The following is an 18,508-nucleotide window of genomic DNA, read 5'->3' as shown; positions in this document are numbered from 1 at the left end:
TTCTTGCTAATTTATTTAAACTTATTTCGCCTTCTTCGTATTCTTTTATTACTTTTTTCTTTAATTCTAAACTATATTTTTTCATTGCAGCCTCTTTTCTAGCTACAACTTTTGGGGAGTCCTACACGTTCCCTAGGGATTCCCCCTTACACCCCCTTTCCGTTACACCCTCCGAGCGACCCCTCGCGGGGAAATAGGATGTTTGCTACGCAAACTTTTGGTACATGACTGCTATTCATCCTGGTTCAAAATCTATTATTTCAAATCTCGTCAGCTAAAAATTTAGATTCGCTACGCTCAACAAAATTTTCTTAACGCTTCCTTGATTTAAAATAATCTACGATTTTAATTAAGTAATTCTTTAGATTTTTTCCCCAGCTCTACTTATAGCAATGTTTGCCATAGGCTATAGCCCTATCCTAGCGAAGCGAAGCCGAGCTATGGAAGGACTTATGCAGAGTAAACCGAGCCTTAGATTCGATTTGTAGTTAAAAATCTCTCAGGATAAAAAATAATATCCCCAAGTTCAGGAGATTTAAAATCAAAAGTCACCGTTTAGAAAATAACACTGACAACCATACTTAAATACAAATACTGTAACTACTGAGATGACAAGTAAATATAAAGTTCATAGTTGGGCTAGATTGTGATTTTTAGGGGACTTTTGATTTTAAATCAGTAAGGATAAGGCTAGTTAGATACGAAGTAATCCATCATAATATAGAGGATTTCCGTTAGGCAATCTTCACTTTTCGCACTCCGCCTTAGGAGTCGCTTGTGGGGTGTAACGAAGTGGGGGTGTAAGGGGGACATAAACGCCCCTTAATTTGGGGCGTTTATGCCGGAAACATAGTGCGGTAGCACGAAGGAGTTTGCGTAGCAAACGGGTTTCCGTCCGATGAGGACCCATGCGAAAGGGTCCTTGGCCCTCCCCCTTTGGCGAAGTCATCAGCTTGATGACAATAATTTATTATGAGATTAAGTTACGAAGAGAACAACTTTATAATGCTATTATCTTGGATAATAAAGCAAAAAGTTATTATCTTGGATAATAAAAAAAGGGGTTTTAAGGGGAAAGTCCCTAAAAACCCTTTTTATCATTGCAAGAAAAACTCATCTAAGGATCTCTTGCTGGCAAATGGCGAAAGTCTCACAGCTATTTCTGTGCCTGCCTCTTTTAATTTCTTAAATATCCTCAAATCATTATCATCTACTGCTACTTCTTCTGTTAGGCTTTTTTTGCCCTCTTGCATGTGGATTATACCTATGTTTAGTTTTTCGATTTTTATGCCGGAGTCTTCGATTTTTTCGGCATCTTCTGGACTTTCTACTATGGCGAAGTAGTCGCCTGGGTGTTTTTCTAGAAAATCTTTCACATCTGCTACTTTTAGGTAGGTCGCCTCTATATTTTCTGGGATGGTTAGGTTCATTACTTCTTGTCTAAAGTCATCTGTGGCTACCCTATCATTTGCTATTATTACCTTGTCTATCCCGTATTTTGCACACCATATCTCTACGACCTTGCCGTGGGATAGGCGGGAGTCGATTCTTACTAGTGCTAGTTTCATTTAGGCCCTCCTTATATACATTTCTTTTGGATTATCTATGATTAAATCAGGATTTCCTTCTTCTAGGATTTTCCTATCCCTAAAGCCCCAAGAGCAGGCTACTGTGTAGATATTTGCGTTTTTACCACATTTTATATCTACTTCGCTGTCGCCAAAATAGATTATATCTGAATTATTTACCCCAAATCTATCCTTTAAGATCATGATGCCTTCTGGGGATGGCTTTCTCTTATAATCTTCTCTGTATCCTAAGATATAGTCAAAATAGCCTTCTCCAAATACTGCTGGGATTACTTTATTACTGGTTTCATCTGGTTTATTGGAAAAACATACTAAGGGCTTGCCGGTTTTTTTAAGCTTATCTAATACTTCTTTTATCCCATCATAAGGCCTTGTAAGGTGGGATGGGTTGTCATCATAGGCCTTGTTGTAGGTATCTAGAAAATCTTTCCTGTAGGAAGCATCCCTTTCTGCCCCTACATAATCTAGGACTTTTTCGCAAAGGACTACTGGCCCATTGCCTACAAATTTTTCGACCATGACTTTTGGGCACTCCCCTAGGCCAAAGGCTTTTAAAGTTTCGTTTATAAAGTAAGTTATGGTATCTATAGTGTATAGCAAGGTACCATCTATATCAAATATATACATAAGTCTCTCCTCATTTCTTATGATTAATATACTTGTTTTAGCCCCTTATGGGTAATTTTTTGTAAATTTAGGAGCAAATTTCTAATTTTTGGGTATAAAATAAAGTAATAGTATAGAAAAGAGGAGCTTATGAGCGAGATTAGAAATTTATCCATGCTTAGTGACTTTTATGAGTTTACAATGGCGGCTGGATATTTTGAAAATGGCATGAAGGATCAAGTAGCAGTCTTTGATGCCTTTTATAGGAAAAACCCCGATGGCGGCGGTTATGCTATTTTTGCAGGTCTTAACGATGTAATCGACTTTATCAAGAACCTACATTTTACAGAAGATGACATAGAATATTTTAGACAGACTGAAAATTTCTCTGAAGAATTTTTAGAATATCTTTCTAATTTTAAGTTTACAGGCGATGTGTGGGCCTTTCCTGAAGGGTCTGTCATGTTTCCTGGCGAGCCAATTATTACTGTCAAAGCCCCTATCATTGAGTGTTCAATTATAGAAACTTACTTACTCTTGTCAATGAATTTTAATTCACTTATAGCAACTAAGACTAACAGGATTGTCTCATCTGCTAGGGGCAGGCTAGTTATGGAATTTGGGGCTAGACGTGCCCAGGGAGCTGATGCTTCTATTACAGGAGCTAGGGCTGCCTTTATTTCCGGTGCCCCACTTACATCCAATACTTATTCATCACAAAAATACGGTTTTAAGGCAGCAGGAACCATGGCCCACTCTTGGATTCAAGCCTTTGACTCCGAATATGAAGCCTTTAAAACCTACGCCAAGATGTATCCAGATAATTGCATACTCCTAATCGATACCTACGATACCCTAGAATCAGGCCTTGTAAATGCCATGAAGGTCTTTAAGGAAGAGCTTGTACCAAAAGGACTTAAAGGCGGGGTTAGGATTGATTCGGGAGATTTAGCTTATCTTTCTAAGGAAGTTAGGAAAAGACTTGATGAAAATGGCCTAGAAGACTTTACCATTGTCGCTTCCAATTCCCTTGATGAATTTAAAATCGAGTCCCTCCTTGCCCAGGGAGCACAAATTGACTCCTTTGGTATTGGCGAAAGGCTAATTACTGCCAAGTCTGACCCAGTTTTTGGCGGAGTTTATAAGCTTGTTGCCATGGAAAAAGATGGGGATATGAAGGCTAAGATTAAGGTATCTGAAAATGTAGAAAAGATTACGACACCTGGCTTTAAGAAGGTCTATAGGCTTTATGACAAGAAAACTGGCAAGGCCGAGGCTGATTATATAGCTCTTGCCGAGGAGAAGGTGGATGATTCTAAGCCTATGGTAATCTTTGACCCACTATTTACCTGGAAGATGAAAAAGATGAAGGACTTTAGGGCTAGAGAAATGCAGGTTCAAATCTTTGATAAGGGAGAACTTGTCTACGAACAGCCTTGCCTTGAAGAAATCGCAGAATATAGGAAAGAAGAAGTAGCAAGCCTTTGGGATGAGGTGAAAAGATATGATAGCCCACACAATTACTATGTGGACCTTTCCCAAGACTTGTGGAATTTAAAACAGAAACTAATTTTAGAAGCAAAATCTAAATAAAAATTAGCTCTAAGCTAGCTAAATGCTGGCCTAGAGCTTTTTTTTATCTTTTATTCGTCTTTTAGGGCATCCTTGGCTAGGACATAGCCTCCTATTAGGCCTGCTTCATTGCCTAGTTCTGGGAAGACTATATACTCATCTGGATTTGGGATATTTATATAGTGGTTGTCAAGTTTCGCAAATTCTCTTCTGATTTTTTCAATCATGCCTTCCTTATTTACTACACCACCACCTATTATTATGATGTGTGGCCTTAGGATCATGGTGTAGGTCATAAGGCCCTTGGCTATATATCTAGCGAGTATATCAAAGGCTGGGTCATCCTTATCAAGATTTTCTCCCCTGACCCCTGTCCTTAGCTCTAGAGCAGGTCCTGCGCATAGGCCCTCAAAGCAAGAATCATGGAAGTCGCACTTGGCCTTTACAGTATCACCTTCTTCTCTGGCAAGCTCTATGTGGCCCATTTCTGGGTGGGAGAAGCCCTCAAGTAGGACTCCATCTTGGATATAAGAACCACCTACCCCTGTACCAATGGTTAGGTAAAGAGAAGAGCGTTTGTCCTTGGCTGCCCCGTACTTGTATTCACCAATTCCGCTTGCCCCAACATCTGTGGTAAAGCCTATTGGTAGGTCTAATTCTTTCTTGATTGAACCTAAAAGGTCAAAATTTCTCCAAAGCTTTTTTGGAGTTTCTAGGACAAAGCCGTAGGTCTTTGATTCCTTGTCCACATCAATTGGCCCAAAGGCTCCAATTCCTATGCTTTCTACAGGATTTGCCTTTAGAAAATCTACCATATCCTTCATATTTTCCTTAGGATCAGATGTTTCTATCCTAATTTCCTTGATTATATTGCCTAATTCATCTAAAACTGCACACCTAATCTTGGTGCCGCCTAATTCAATTGACCCGTACATATTTACTCCTTTTTGATTTCTTACTTATATTATAAGCTATTTTAGGAAAAATTGGAAATCGCTTGTATAAATTCCCCTTAACTTAAAACCCCTTGTCTTCGCTTAGTTTCTTAAACCAGGCTCCAGATTTTTTGATAATCCTCTCGCCGGTGTCAAGCTTATATTCTACAAGGCCATATCTATTTTTATAAGCATTTAGCCAGGACCAGCAATCTATGAAGGTCCATAGATGGTACCCCTTGCAATTTGCCCCTTCATCCATGGCTTTTTTGAGGTAGGTCAAATGCTCTTTGATAAAGTCAATCCTATAATCATCTTCTATCCTGCCATCTTTTCTAAATCTTTCCTCATCTTCGACTCCCATGCCATTTTCTGAGACAAACCAGTCTATATTATTGTAATTGTCCCTAATATTGATGGCTATGTCATAGATGGCTTGAGGGTAGATTTCCCAACCCCTGTAAGGATTCATGCGCTTACCTGGCATATCGTATGGCAGATAGTACTTAGTAGGCATAAATATGGCATCATCCTTGTAGGTGTAGGGATTTTCCATTACTCTAAGTGGTTGGTAGTAATTTACTCCAAGGAGGTCTACGGTATTGTTTTTAATTATTTCTAGCTCATCTGCAGTGAAATCTGGCATGAGGCCTTCTTTTTTGATTATATCGACAAGCTCTTTTGGATAAGTCCCGAGAACTGATGGGTCTAGGAAGGACTTTTGGGCAAAAAGGTCTGCTATCCTTGCTGCTTCCAGGTCGTTTTTATGATTGCTTCTCGGATAGGCTGGAGTTAGGTTTAGGATTATTCCGATTTTTTTATTTGGGTCTAGCTCTCTTAGGGCTTTTATGGCCTTGGCTGATGCTAATTGGGTATTGTAGGCTACTTGGACTGCCTTTTTGGGATCTACCTCGCATGGGTAATGATATTGATAAAGGTAGCCACATTCGACATGGACTATCGGCTCATTGAAGGTAAAAAAGCAATCTACGTATTCTCCAAAGAGCTTAAAGCAAGTCTTTGCGTAATCTACATACTTTTCTACGACCTCTTTATTGGCCCAACCCCCGATTTCCTGGAGATACATAGGCATATCAAAGTGGAAAAGATTTATAAAAAGCTTGATATTTTTATCCTTGATAGCCTTAAAATATGATTTGTAAAAGTCGACTGCCTTTGGGTTTACTTTCCCATCCATAGCTGGAATAAGCCTAGACCAGGAGATGGATGTCCTAAAGGAATTGTGGCCAGTTTTGGCCAAAAGTTCGACATTTTCCTTATAATCGTAGTAGAAATTGGAAGTATTTTCCGGGCCTATCAAGTCATGAAACTTGTAAGGCTCCTGTCTGTACCAATAATCCCAGATATTATCAGTCTTGCCATCGGTATTTCCCCCTTCTGTTTGGGTAGCTGAGGTTGCAGATCCGAATAGAAAGTCTTCAGGAAATTTTATCATAGCTTCTCCCTTTCTTCTCTTAGTTTGATGTTGGCATAGGCCCCGTAGAGGTTGTTGTCATTAAAAAATGACACCGGTCTTATTTTTAGGCTTACACCAGCAAATATCTCTTCCTTTAGCTTGTCTTTTATGGCCTTAATGAAGTTTTCATCTTCAGATATCGCTCCGCCTATATAGATGATTTCTGGGTTGATGGAATAGGCTATATTATATAGGCCCATGGCAAGGTAGGTAAACATCTTATCTACCTCGCTATAGCAAGGCTCTTCCTTTTTGAGGTAGTTTTCAAAAATAGTGTAGGTATCAAGGTCAAGCTTATATTTTTCTTTAATGGCCCTTGCCACATTTGGAAGTGTGCCTAGGGTGGAGAGGTTTTTGACCTTGCCAAAATCATTAAAAAGCATATAGCCAAATTCTCCACTTTCTAGGCTAAGGCCCCTTAGGATTTCTCTATCCTTTACCACTGCCCCACCTATGCCAGAGCCTATTATCACAAAGCAAACCAGGCTTTCTTCAAGCTCTTTATAATAAATTTCGCCAAGGGCTGCACAGTTGGCATCATTTTCTATGGCTACCGGAATTTTAAATTTATCTTCTATATGTTTTGCAAAGTTTCTCTCATCAAGATAGCCTAAGGCTGTAAGGCCACCTACGTGGAAAGACTTGCTATCAACTGTGCCTGGGGAAGAAAATCCAATGGCATCTATCTGGTATTCTGCCACAAATTTATTTACAGTTTCTTCCAAAAACTTGATAAATTCGTCCATAGTTGGAAGGCTTTTGGCAGAATCTTTTTTTATTATTTTTTCATTTTCAATTAGTGCATACTTGGTGGATGACCCACCTATATCAAATACTAAATACATAATTCCCTTCTTATGTTATAATTATCTTAGGAGTGATTAGATGACAAATACTACTTATAATTTCATTATGGATATCATAAGCTCAAAATCTATTAAACTATCAAAGTCTGAGAGGGTGATTGTTGATAAAATCAAGGATATGGACCTAGACCTTGCTAGGCTTCATATAGGTGAATTTGCAAAGTTATTAGAGCTTTCAAATTCGACTATTACTCGCTTTGCCCAAAAGCTAGGCTTTGATGGATATTCTGAGCTTAAATTTAATATTTCCCAAAAATTGCAAAGTCCCAAGTCCCTAAGCCAGGAAATCTACAAGAATTTTATAGATTCTTGCAAGGCCTTTGATGATAAAACTATTAACTTTATCAAAAGCCTGGCTAGTTTTGGTAAGATTGCCGTAATTGGTATTGGCTCATCTGGCCTTTGTGCCAATGAATTTGTCTACAAATTTGGCGAAATCGGCCTTGATAATACCGACTATGCCAAGGAGCCTTATTCTATAAATCTACTTAGCAAGGGGCTTTCAGAAGATGACCTTTTGATTGCAATTTCCCTTTCTGGAGAAAACCACAACCTCCTTGAAGGAGTGGACAATGCCAAGGCAAATAGGGCAAAGATTCTTGCCATCACAGGAGATGGGGAGTCGACCCTTGCCAAAAAAGCATCCCTTGCCATCATCCTTCCACCCTATCCGAAATATTCCTACAAGATTTCAAAAATATTTCCTGTGACCTTTATGCTTGATATGATTTGCGAGGCCTATCTTAACTAGCCTTTATCATTTCTATGCCTAAGTAGCTTAGGACAGCCTCTACAAAAATTGAATTGGACCAGGAAAACCAATCTCTAGTGTATTTTTCTGGATCATCCTTATCAAAACCCTCGTGGCACAAGTAGGTGCCTGCGTGGGTTTTTTCAAAATATCCAAGAATTTCTTCCTGCTCTTTTTTATCTGTAGAAGTCATAAGCTGCATGGAAAGGGCCAAATGCCAGATGTAATTTTCAGGAGTGTGGTTTGAACCGATGCCTTTTGCAGCCGTCCCTTCATAATAATTTTCGTTTTTATCTGAAAGGATAAAGGCCCTGGTGGACTTATAAATCGGGTCATCTTTTGCTAGATAGCCCAGATAAGGGAGGGATAGGAGGCTTGGGATATTGGCATCATCCATGAGATTGTAAGAGCCTAGACCGTCTGTTTCATAGGCGTAGACCTTGCCAAAATCATCATCTTCTACTATCCCATATTTTTTGATCCCGCAATCTATCTCATCTGCCAATTTTTTCATTTTTTCTGATAATTCGTTTGCCAAACTCTGATCATCCAGGCAAGCAGCAAGTCTTCTTAGGGCTACCACGCAAAAGGCATTGGCTGGGATTAGGTATTGGTAGATGCAGGAATCATCACTTGGCCTAAAGCCAGTCCAGGACATGCCTGTATAGCTAACATCAGTTCCCCTCGCACCACCCCTTAGCGAATCGCTAGGGGCCCATGGATCTGGTCTTTCGAAGATGTAGGGAGAATTGTCATGGTTTTGCTCTAATTTTATAAGGTCGACCATATCATTCAAAACCCTTAAAAATTCCCCGTCAAAAATAGTCCCGTCCTTGGTCTTTTCATAATAAAGATAGGCAAGCTCCATTACATAGCAAAGGGAGTCTAGCTCATATTTTCTCTCCCAAACCCAAGGAGATTCAAAATCTGTTATATCCTTATCAGTCCAACACCTGCCATTTGCTTCGATATTAAAGGCATTGGCATAGAGGTCCTTATCTAAGCAAAAGATTTGCCTGGCAAGAACTTTTTTAATAAGGTCATTGGCCTCCTTGCTGTCTATATAAAAAAGCGGTCTAATCTGGCCAGATGAGTCCCTAAGCCACATAGCTTCTATATCGCCAGTGATTACAAAGGCATCACCCCTATCAGTTTCTTTTATGGTGGTGGTGAAGGTATTGTTAATGGCTTTTTTAAAAATCTTTTTAATCTCATCGGTCAGCTGGTCGGATTTTTCAACCTTTTCCACCAAGTCTCTTACAATTTCTTTCATCAAAGCTCCAATCTGTATGTTTTAATCTCAAAGCCTGGCAAGATTTTGTCAATCTCATCTTTTATCTTAACATTTCCTAAGATGTCATATTCGACCGCCTTAAGGTCAAGCTCTTTAGGGCTTTCTCCTGGATTGTAGACCCTTAGGATTTGCTCGTTCTTGTCATTTCTATATAAGGTTGAGAAAAGATTGTCCCCCAGGTCGATTTGAGGAAGATTTGTATCTTTTTTCTCGATTTCATTTTTATCTAGGCCAAGGCTTACAAAATCCACCCTGGCTTGTAAAATATCTTGCCTATTTTTATCAAAATCATTTTCAAAGCCTGCAAAGTAGAAGTCAAAGGTCATTTCAGATAAGTCATCTTTTATAAGCTGGGCATCGGGTGTTGGGAAATATCCCCAATCACCTAGCTCTCCTACTGACCTAAAGAGGGTTATATAAAGGCCTTCGCCCCTTACCATCTCATATTCGGCAGGACCAACTGCAGATACTCCAAAGCCCTTTTTATCATTATCCATGACCTGGACATAACGGTTGAAATTTTGGGAATAGTCTGGGTTTTTCCAAGTCTGTGGAGGATAGGCATCTCTTTCTACACATTCAAAGATAGATTCTGCATAGACCTTGTCTGTTGCCAGATTATGACCAAAGAGGAGGCGCATCCTGTGGTCTTTTGCAAGGTTTTTAAGGCTGATTTTGACCTTAAGAGGGATATTTTTATCATATAGGGTGATTTCCTTATCTATGGTCATCTCTATTAAGTCACTGGCCCTATTAGCCCTTCTCTGTGTGATGTCGTTAAGGCGGATTTGCTCGGCTAAAAGCTTATCTTCGGCTGATTTTGGAAGGGTAAAAGTCTCCCTTAGTTTAATAATTGTTTGATCATTTTCTCTTATAATTTTTTGGTCGATTAGTTTGCCGCCAAGAATCCTTGCCCCATCTGTCGATTGCCTATAGATATATTCATTGCCTATATCGCCTGTATCTTCGATGGCTAGGACGTTTTTAAAGGTCAATCCCGAGCTTTTGTCATAAATATTTAGGCTAGCATTATCATTTATCTCTAGCTTATAAAAGTCATTTTCTATTGTTTTTTCATTTATTTCCCTAGATGTAAAGGAAGATTTGCCAGAAACTAGCCTTAAGATTTTTTTCTCAAAGGCTTTTAGTTTTAGGGTAAACCTGACTCTGGCCCTATTTGCAAAATATGGCTTTCTAAACTTATCATCTGGCAAGATATAGCCAAAGCCTGTGCCTAGGTAGGTGATTTCTGCAGGGATTTCTACTCCGTCTTCATCTACTAATTTCAATGATGGGACAGCTTTTCCCGCAAGTTCATCATAAACTTCTGGATAATCTATGCCGAAAAATTTCCTATCTATTTCGATATCTGTTAGCACTTCTTTCATCCTCTTATAAGGGAGGGTGTTTATGATACAGATAGCATGGTCATCAGAATTAGCAGTTGTTTCTCTAATCTTTTTCTTGGCAAAGTCTTCTAAATAATCAAGACCATCATATACACTCTTAAAGCGTCTGAGATTGCCATCGTGGACTGAGTCTATGGAACAGCCGCAAATGCTGTCGTGGGGATGGTTTTTGACTAATTCTTGGTAGAAATAATCTAGCTTTTGCTGAGGATAGGCATCCTCATCCACAAAAAGGGTAAAGAGGGGCTGGAGAATTTCTTCAAAACGCATCTCCAGGCTCTTGTTGTATTTTTTTAGGTAATACCTAGATGAGGATGTGGAATTTAGGGTCCACCAACCATCAGTTGCCTGGCTTCTAAGCTCGCCCTTGATTGTATCAAGGTCTCCTACCTCCTCTTCTAGAGCCTTAAAATAAAGGTCTAAATTTGAATGGATGAAATTATAATCTTCATAAAGGGCATTGGCCTTTTTTATGATTTGTCCAATATTTTTCTGGACTGGTGAATGATCACAGCCATTCATTAAAAGAAGCTGGTTTGTAGATGCGTATTTTTCCATATCGGCTATGCGTTTATTCATGTAGGCCTTAAGTTCATCCTCATCTTCTGGTATATCAAGGCCATTGGCATACCAATTTGCAAAAAGCACGCTTAGGGTCTTATCGCCATTGGGGCTTTGCCAATAAATTTCAGAATTTTTTGAGGTGAAATCTTCAATCACTACATTGTCAAAGCCTGTAGCCTTGACTCCCCTGCCAAAATATGCCACGTCTATCCCTGCTTTTTTGAGGATTTGGCTGGCTTGGCCGATATTGCCAAAGGTGTCTGGGAAATATCCAATCATTGAAGGATGTCCCCACTTTTTGATATTTTTAATGCCAAGGCTTAGGTTTTTAAGGTTAGATTCACCACTTGTAAGAAAGGCATCTTGGAGGATATACCAAGGGCCTAGCTTGAGCTTGCCAGCTTCTATCAGATTTTTAATTTTTTCCTTATTTTGAGGGCGGACCTGAAGATAATCTTCTATAGGAAGATAGTGGCCATCTAGCCAATAATATTTAAAGTCTGGGTCCTCAAAGGCCTCAAGGACTCCATCCATCAGGTCAATTAGACGCATGTGGTGGTTTTCATAAGGCAGGTACCACTCCCTATCCCAGTGGGTGTGGCTTACAATGTGGACAGTCTTTTTCATTGGTCATATCCTAATCTTAGGTCTTCGTAGATTTTTTCAAGGACTCTGGAGGTCTTTACCTGTCTTTGTTCGAGCCTATCTTGGGTAAATTCTGTATAAATTTCCACCTTGCAATCTTCTGTCTTTTTATAAAGGTCTTTGGCCTTTTCTAAATTGCCATCAAGTAGAGCCTTGACTGCTTTTAAAAGATAAGAAAGGGATTTGAAAAATTCCTTTACTTCCTCATATAATTTTTCATTTGTGTAATTTTTAAAATAAGAGTCGATTGCTCCTAGTTTTTTATCAATGAGGGCCTCAAGCCTTTTATAATCATTGTCTTGGTAGGCTTTTAATATTTCCCCATCTTCCTGGTATTTTCTCTCAGTGAACCTATCATAAACCCCAGATCCAAAGAAGGAATCAGAGATTATATATAGGTCTTCAGCCACCTTGTTATCAACATAAGAAAGGGCTGCCTTAAAGGATTTTAGAGGGTCGTAGGCCTTTGGGTCCTTGGCAAAGTCTTCTATTTGGTAGATTGAAATCTTGGATAGCTCTGCCTGGTTCATTGGATTTGAGAGGATAGACTTGTAATTGACATCCCTTGAGTCAAAAAACTCAAAAATTTCCATAAAGATTTGATCTCTTAGATAATCATTGACAGGCCAATTAAGCCAAATGTCAGCTTCCTTACCAAAAAGGTCTATAAATTTGTCATTGGATGCCTTTATTATTGGAACAACTACATCATAGCCTGTCCACATGATGGATAAATTATCAAGACCCCTTAAGAGATTAAAATATTCTTCTCCCTTTTGGTCTATCCAGGCTGAATTATACCAAGGATGGACAAAGAGAAGTTCTTTATTTTCAAAATTTTCTAGGTGGGCCAAGATATCTTTTACAAGTCTTAGGTGGAAGTCTCTTTGCTCGTAAGCCAAATCCCTATCGATATCATCCATGCAAAGGGCAAAAGATGTAACTCCTGCCTCATGGAGCCTATCATATTTGGCAAAGAGCTTTTTGATTTCTGCATCGTAGTCGTCAAATTTTATTAGATTTTGTCCAGGATGGATGGCCCAGATAAAGTCCACTGACTTTTCCTTGGCAAGGGAAGCTAGTTTACTAAGCTCAGCTAGCTTTTCATCTGGATAGGCTTCTCTCCATTTTATATTGTGATAAGGGTCATCCTTAGGTGCGTAGATATAGCGATTCATCCCTATGTCTGATAGGAATTCTATCATTGATAATCTATCTTCAAAGCTCCAAGGTATTCCATAAAATCCTTCTATTACCCCTCTTTTTTCTAACATATTCACTCCTATTTTAATCTTTAAAATGAAAATATTTTCATTTTCCTTTGAAAAGATAAAGGGCTGCTGCCCCTTGTAAATATCTATCCCCACTAGTGTGGGGATTATATTTACTTTAGCAACCGCCCCTCTAATTTTCTACTATTTGTTATTCCAAGCGTCTAATTGGCTTTGAACTTCTTCTATTACCTTGTCAATTCCTGCTGCGTTTAGTTTTTCTAGGAATTCGTCATAATAGCTTTCATCGAAGGCACCAGTTTTTAGGTTGATGGTGTATTCGTTTACTGATTGTTGGATGTTTGCTATTTCTGTTGCGATTTTGCTTTCATCTAAGGTGAAGCCTAGAACTGGAGATGGTGCTAGTCTTTCTTCAAATTCTTTTGCTTCCTTATCAAATTCTTCATCGCCGATTCCTGGTGCTCCATCTAGTGGTGTTCTATTTAGTGCTGATAGGAAAGTAAAGGCTGGTACGTCGTAGTCATTGTCTATGCCGTCGGCATCTTTGTTGTGTTTTACAACCTTGCCGTCTTTGTATTCGAAGTTTTTGCCTTCGATACCGTAGCATAACATGTCTTGTAATTTCTTGTCTGTGAACATTCTATTGATAAAGTCCATGGCTAGCTCTGCCTTGTCAGATTGAGAGTTGATTGATACCATCTTACCTTGGGCTTTGTCGTTTGATACTACTATCTTATCACCTACGATGTTTGATACTACTTGGTTACGTGGAGCTACTGACCAGATTGCTGCTGATCCTGGTTCTCCTTCACCTTCTGTTAGGAGTACTTCATTTTCTGGCATTACTGTTCCAGGTTCTACTTGTGGTGCTGATGGTGAAATATATCCATTGTCCATGTATTCTTTCATCTTCATGATTTGTTCTTTGAATAGGTCAGCTGAATAGCGGTTGTAGGCTACAAGTTTGCCATTTTCTTCTTTTACAGCTACACCGTCAGTTACAACGTATTCTGGCTCTGGCATTGCAAATAAGAAATCTTTTGATACGCCAAATGGATATTGCATGCCTTCTTTTTCTTTTACTTCTTTAAAGATTGGTTCTAGTTCTGTGATGTTTTTGATATTTTTGTAGTCGATGTTATATTTATCAACCATGGATTTTGTCCATACAAATTGGTTGGCTGCTACTACACCTGGATAAGCTGCAGGTATACCGTAGATTTTATCATTCATGCTTACGCCTTTTAGCATGTCTGGGTTGATTAGGTCTACAAATTCTTTACCTTTTATTAATTCTGTTAGATCCATTAGAGCATTTTGAGATACTAATGTCTTATATGGGCCTGCCCAGCTTGCTGTGAAGGCTAAATCCCAATCTTCACCTGTTGATGAAGCTAGTTGAAGTCTTTGTTCATAGTCACCCCAATCGTAGAATACTAGGTTTAGGTGGTAACCTGCTTTTTGTTCATCGAGGTATTCGTTGATTTTTGCTACAGTTTCTTCTGTACCTGTTTGTGGGGTACCGATGTTAAGATAGGTTAGGGTTGGGATGTCACCAGTTTCGGTTTTCTTATCATCCTTTTTTTCTGCAGTTTCTGTTGTTTCTGTCTTTTTTGTTTCTTCAGCTGGCTTTTCATTGTTTCCGCATGCAGAAATTCCTAAAGCGAGCATTAGTGCCATTGATGTGTAAGCAAATTTTTTAACTAAATTCATAATCTCCTCCTTAATGAATTATTCTTTTACTGCTCCAAGTGTTAGACCACTTATGAAGTATCTTTGGAAGAATGGGTAAGTTATGGCAATTGGCGCTGTTGTTATAACTACTATGGCCATTCTCAAAGTCTCCTGTGGCAAAGTTTTCATTGCTTGATTGGCTACACCTCCTATTTGGCTACCTCTAGATGCGAGGAAGGCCGTTGAATTTTGTACTCTTATTAACAGGTATTGGACTGGTATTTTATTTAAGTCATCTATATAAAGCATGGCATTGTACCAATCATTCCAATAGCCTAGTGTTAAAAATAGTCCGATTGTGGCAAGGACTGGCAAGGATAGGGGAAGGACGATTTTGAAAAATATCTGAAATTCGTTAGCTCCGTCTATGGTTGCCGCCTCTATTAGGGCATTTGGGATGGACGTTTGGAAAAATGTCCTCATTATTATTATGTTAAAGGTGCCTAGAAGTAGGGGCAAGATTAGGGCCCACACTGAGTTTCTAAGTCCTAAAAACTGTGTCATTACTAAATAACTTGCTACAAGTCCGCCTGAAAATAACATGGGAATTGTAGATACTTTTGTGAAAAATCCATTAAATTCAAAGTCATCTCTGGATAGGGCGTAAGCATAAAGGGTTGTCAAACATAGGGCAAGGATTACACCTACAACTGTGATAAAGATTGACACCTTATAGGCCTGAATTATTGTTGATCCTGACCTAAAGATTAGCTTGTAGGCATCAAAGCTTATCTGTTTTGGAAATAAGCTGTAGCCGTTTGTGGCAAGGGTTGCCTCATCTGTGATTGATATGACAAAGACAAAGAGGAAAGGCAAGATTGCCGATATGGTCAAAAGAATCAAATATATATTTAGGCCGATATTGCTTGCCCTAGATACTTCTAAAGGATCATAATGCTTTTTATTTTTTATTTCTTGCATGATATCCTCCTAGAATAGGGACCTTTGTGGGTCGTATCTCTTGACTAGCTTATTGGCTCCAATTATTAAGATTGCTCCAACAGCTGATTGCAAGAGTGAAACTGCTGATGATAGGCCTATATCTCCATTTTTCATAAGGGCCCTAAATACATAGGTATCGATTACGTTTGTAACAGCATAAAGTGGTCCAGAATCTCTTGGCACTTGGTAGAATAAACCAAAGTCTGCCCTAAAGATATTTGCCAGACTCATTATAAACAAAACTGTCACAACTGGCTTAAGCATTGGGATGGTGATGTATTTGATCTGCTCCCACTTGCTTGCCCCGTCCATAACCGCTGCCTCATAATAGGTCTTATCGATTCCTGATAGGGCTGATAGATAGACTACTGTGTTGTAGCCTAGGCCCTTCCAGGCATTGATTATTACCAAGAAGACTGGCCACCAGGTTTTTGTGGTGTACCAATTTATATTTTTGCCACCGAATTTTGTCAAGAGGGCATTTAAAAGACCCTTATCTGGTGATAAAAATGCAAATACTGCATAAGAAATAACTACCCATGATAAAAAGTAAGGCAAGAAAAGGGAAGTTTGGTAAAACTTCGCAGCCTTCCTATTTAAAAGCTCATGGAGGGCTATAGCTGTAAACATTGCAAGAACAATGTTTACAACTATAAAAGTAGCATTGTACAAAATTGTATTTCTTATGATCACCCAAGCATCGTTAGACTGGAAGAAGAACTTGAAGTTATCAAATCCAATCCAATCGCTGTGGTAGAGATTGTAAAAGAAATTTTTAGAAAATACCTTATAATTTTTGAAGGGGATGATGACCCCAAACATTGGCAGATAGCTCATTATTACAAACCAGATGAAACCTGGCAGGCAGAAGGCCATCAGAGGTAGGTTCTTTTTAAATCTTTGGCTAAATGGTTTTTTGGCTTTTTTCTTTCTTTCTTTTAATTCTTTTTGGTCAAGGACCTTAGTCTGACCCAAGTTTTTATTATCCATTTTAACCTTCCTTATAAGTTTTTAACTTTACTTTGGTTTATAAAATTGCCCATAAAGCCTAAAATTATCACTAGCACATAGGTCCAAAGGGCGTTTTTTATCATTAGCTCTTCGATTAGACCCCATACCAAGCAGATAATTATAGCATATAGGGGATATTTTAAAGTAAGGATGGCAGAATTTTTGATAGTTTCCACAAATCCCAGCTCTTTTCTAAAGGCCCTTTGGAGGATGGTATAGAAAATTATATTTCTAAAGGCTAGGCTTAAAAATATCCTAAGGATAAAAAGGCCTAAGCTTCCATTTTCCAAAATTCTCAAAGAATCACAGGAGTAAAAATATAGACTAAGCAATAGGCAATAAGTCGCATATTTTTTGATGGGCCTAGTAGAAAAAAGCTCTTTAAAATATGGTCTATAAAATGATTTTTGATTTACAAATACATTCCTCGTTCCTATAAAGGCCCTTTCTATAGCAAGGCCTAAAAGTCCTATAAGGGGCACAAATAGGAAAATATAGGAAATGAGGCTTTTATCTATCAAAAGATTTATCAAAATTATAGGCAAGAGTATCAAGCTCGTGTAGGTTAGGGAAAGAATGATAAATATTATTATCTCCCCAAGGGCACCTAGGGATTTTGACAAGGACTCCATCAGATAATTCTCATAGTTGTGTCTTTATCAAAAAGGTGGATCTCATCAAGATTGATATCAAGATTTATCTCATCATGCTTTTCAACCCCCTTAAACTTGCCCTGGACCTTGACTGCTATTTGGCTAGCAGCTTCCTCAGCTTGGGCATAAAGGATTGACTCATCTCCGAGCATTTCAATGTTTTCTATGGTTGCTTTTATTGATTTTCCACTTTTTTCATCTAGATTTACGGCAAAGGATTCTGGTCTTATGCCTATGATTATTTCCTTTCCTTCATAAGGCTTGATGGCCTCTTTTTGGGCATCATTTACAGGGATTTCTTCCTTGCCGATTGTAATTTTGCCGCCTGCTACCTTTCCATTGAAGAAATTCATTGGAGGGGAACCGATGAAGTTTGCAACAAAAATATTGGCAGGCTTGTCATAGATTTCTTCTGGAGTGCCCACTTGTTGCATGTAGCCATCTTTCATTACGACAATCCTTGTAGCCATGGACATGGCCTCTGTTTGGTCGTGGGTTACATAGATTGTGGTTGTGTCAAGCTGGTCGTGGATTTTGGAAATTTCTGTCCTCATCTGGACCCTAAGCTTGGCATCAAGGTTTGATAGTGGCTCATCCATTAGGAAAATATTAGCTTCCCTAACTATAGCCCTACCTAGGGCTACCCTTTGTCTTTGGCCACCTGAAAGGGCCGCAGGCTTTCTGTCTAGATATTCTTTTAGCTCTAACATCTCGGCTGCCTTTTCGACCTTTTTCTTGATCTCAGCCTTATCTACCTTTTGTAGTTTAAGCCCAAAGGCCATATTATCAAAGACGGTCATGTGTGGATAGAGGGCGTAGTTTTGGAAAACCATTGCAATATTTCTATCTTTAGGGCTTACCTCATTCATAAGCTTTCCATCTATGTAAAGACTTCCTCCAGAAATTTCTTCAAGGCCTGCTATCATCCTGAGGGTGGTGGACTTGCCGCAACCGGATGGGCCTACAAAAACTATAAATTCTTTATCTTCAATATCCAAATTGAAGTCAAATACCGCTTGAACACCATTTGGATAAATCTTATCAATGTGCTCTAATTTTAAATTAGCCATATTTTCTCCTTGTCATCTTATGAAAAGGATTTTCTACCAATGTTATCCCTTTCTTCTAAATATTATTTTATAACATCTGCATAAAAAATGCAAGTGAATCGCATAATAAACACATTTTCATAATTTTTATGCATCAAGTTCTAATTATGAAAATATTT

The 18,508-nt window shown here is 38.7% G+C and carries 15 protein-coding genes; 2 read left to right on the top strand and 13 right to left on the bottom strand.

Translation table 11 applies throughout. The features are described from left to right. Nucleotides 1-1,097 precede the first annotated feature (1,097 nt). Nucleotides 1,098-1,568 carry a PTS system mannose/fructose/N-acetylgalactosamine-transporter subunit IIB gene (locus tag NH286_RS08160; RefSeq protein ID WP_265238174.1) on the bottom strand — a complete coding sequence of 157 codons (471 nt, stop codon included), beginning with the start codon at nt 1,566-1,568 and terminating at the stop codon, nt 1,098-1,100. Further along, on the bottom strand, nt 1,569-2,216 hold the full coding sequence (locus NH286_RS08155) for an HAD family hydrolase (protein WP_265238171.1): 648 nt from the start codon (nt 2,214-2,216) through the stop codon (nt 1,569-1,571). Between the two features lie 129 nt (nt 2,217-2,345). Here NH286_RS08155 and NH286_RS08150 point away from each other — a divergent pair, with 129 nt between their 5' ends. Continuing rightward, entirely contained in the window at nt 2,346-3,788 is a 1,443-nt protein-coding gene (locus NH286_RS08150) for a nicotinate phosphoribosyltransferase (RefSeq protein WP_265238169.1), read from the top strand. Between the two features lie 50 nt (nt 3,789-3,838). Here NH286_RS08150 and NH286_RS08145 read toward each other — a convergent pair whose 3' ends face one another. From NH286_RS08145 to NH286_RS08135, 3 genes are all read right to left on the bottom strand, one after another. Next, nucleotides 3,839-4,702 carry an ROK family protein gene (locus NH286_RS08145; RefSeq protein ID WP_265238167.1) on the bottom strand — a complete coding sequence of 288 codons (864 nt, stop codon included), beginning with the start codon at nt 4,700-4,702 and terminating at the stop codon, nt 3,839-3,841. 82 nt (nt 4,703-4,784) lie between these two features. Next, entirely contained in the window at nt 4,785-6,158 is a 1,374-nt protein-coding gene (locus NH286_RS08140) for a glycoside hydrolase family 1 protein (protein WP_265238165.1), read from the bottom strand. Further along, nucleotides 6,155-7,024 (bottom strand): ROK family protein, encoded by an 870-nt coding sequence (locus NH286_RS08135; protein ID WP_265238163.1) that lies wholly within the window; start codon nt 7,022-7,024, stop codon nt 6,155-6,157. Before NH286_RS08135 ends, NH286_RS08140 begins: the two co-directional genes overlap by 4 nt. A gap of 40 nt (nt 7,025-7,064) precedes the next feature. Between NH286_RS08135 and NH286_RS08130 the strand changes: the two genes are divergently transcribed. Beyond that, complete coding sequence (locus NH286_RS08130) at nt 7,065-7,796, top strand: MurR/RpiR family transcriptional regulator (protein ID WP_265238161.1); 732 nt, start codon at nt 7,065-7,067, stop codon at nt 7,794-7,796. Here the strand turns inward: NH286_RS08130 and NH286_RS08125 are convergent. The 8 genes from NH286_RS08125 to NH286_RS08090 all read right to left on the bottom strand — a co-directional run bounded on the left by NH286_RS08125 (nt 7,789) and on the right by NH286_RS08090 (nt 18,350). Next, nucleotides 7,789-9,069 (bottom strand): glycoside hydrolase family 125 protein, encoded by a 1,281-nt coding sequence (locus tag NH286_RS08125; protein ID WP_265238160.1) that lies wholly within the window; start codon nt 9,067-9,069, stop codon nt 7,789-7,791. The genes NH286_RS08130 and NH286_RS08125 overlap by 8 nt on opposite strands. Further along, a complete protein-coding gene (locus NH286_RS08120) occupies nt 9,069-11,690 on the bottom strand; it encodes an alpha-mannosidase (RefSeq protein WP_265238158.1) in 2,622 nt (873 codons plus the stop codon). The genes NH286_RS08125 and NH286_RS08120 overlap by 1 nt, the downstream gene beginning before the upstream one ends. Then, nucleotides 11,687-12,982: a protein O-GlcNAcase gene (locus NH286_RS08115; RefSeq protein ID WP_265238155.1), complete on the bottom strand. Its 1,296-nt coding sequence runs from the start codon at nt 12,980-12,982 to the stop codon at nt 11,687-11,689. Before NH286_RS08115 ends, NH286_RS08120 begins: the two co-directional genes overlap by 4 nt. Before the next feature lie 141 nt (nt 12,983-13,123). Then, the gene (locus NH286_RS08110) at nt 13,124-14,653 is read right to left on the bottom strand and encodes an ABC transporter substrate-binding protein (protein ID WP_265238153.1); all 1,530 of its coding nucleotides are present in this window, start codon (nt 14,651-14,653) and stop codon (nt 13,124-13,126) included. An 18-nt stretch (nt 14,654-14,671) separates the two neighbouring features. Beyond that, nucleotides 14,672-15,595 carry a carbohydrate ABC transporter permease gene (locus tag NH286_RS08105; RefSeq protein WP_265238151.1) on the bottom strand — a complete coding sequence of 308 codons (924 nt, stop codon included), beginning with the start codon at nt 15,593-15,595 and terminating at the stop codon, nt 14,672-14,674. 9 nt (nt 15,596-15,604) lie between these two features. Then, entirely contained in the window at nt 15,605-16,606 is a 1,002-nt protein-coding gene (locus NH286_RS08100; RefSeq protein ID WP_265238149.1) for an ABC transporter permease, read from the bottom strand. An 11-nt stretch (nt 16,607-16,617) separates the two neighbouring features. Then, nucleotides 16,618-17,259 (bottom strand): hypothetical protein, encoded by a 642-nt coding sequence (locus NH286_RS08095; RefSeq protein WP_265238147.1) that lies wholly within the window; start codon nt 17,257-17,259, stop codon nt 16,618-16,620. Continuing rightward, the gene (locus NH286_RS08090; protein WP_106461413.1) at nt 17,259-18,350 is read right to left on the bottom strand and encodes an ABC transporter ATP-binding protein; all 1,092 of its coding nucleotides are present in this window, start codon (nt 18,348-18,350) and stop codon (nt 17,259-17,261) included. Before NH286_RS08090 ends, NH286_RS08095 begins: the two co-directional genes overlap by 1 nt. Nucleotides 18,351-18,508: the final 158 nt, after the last annotated feature.

It is taken from the genome of Anaerococcus sp. NML200574 (assembly GCF_026131665.1).
Classification (GTDB): Bacteria; Bacillota; Clostridia; order Tissierellales; family Peptoniphilaceae; genus Anaerococcus; species Anaerococcus kampingae.
The sequence above is the reverse complement of the archived record's forward strand: the minus strand, read 5'-3'. Positions and strand labels throughout refer to the sequence as shown.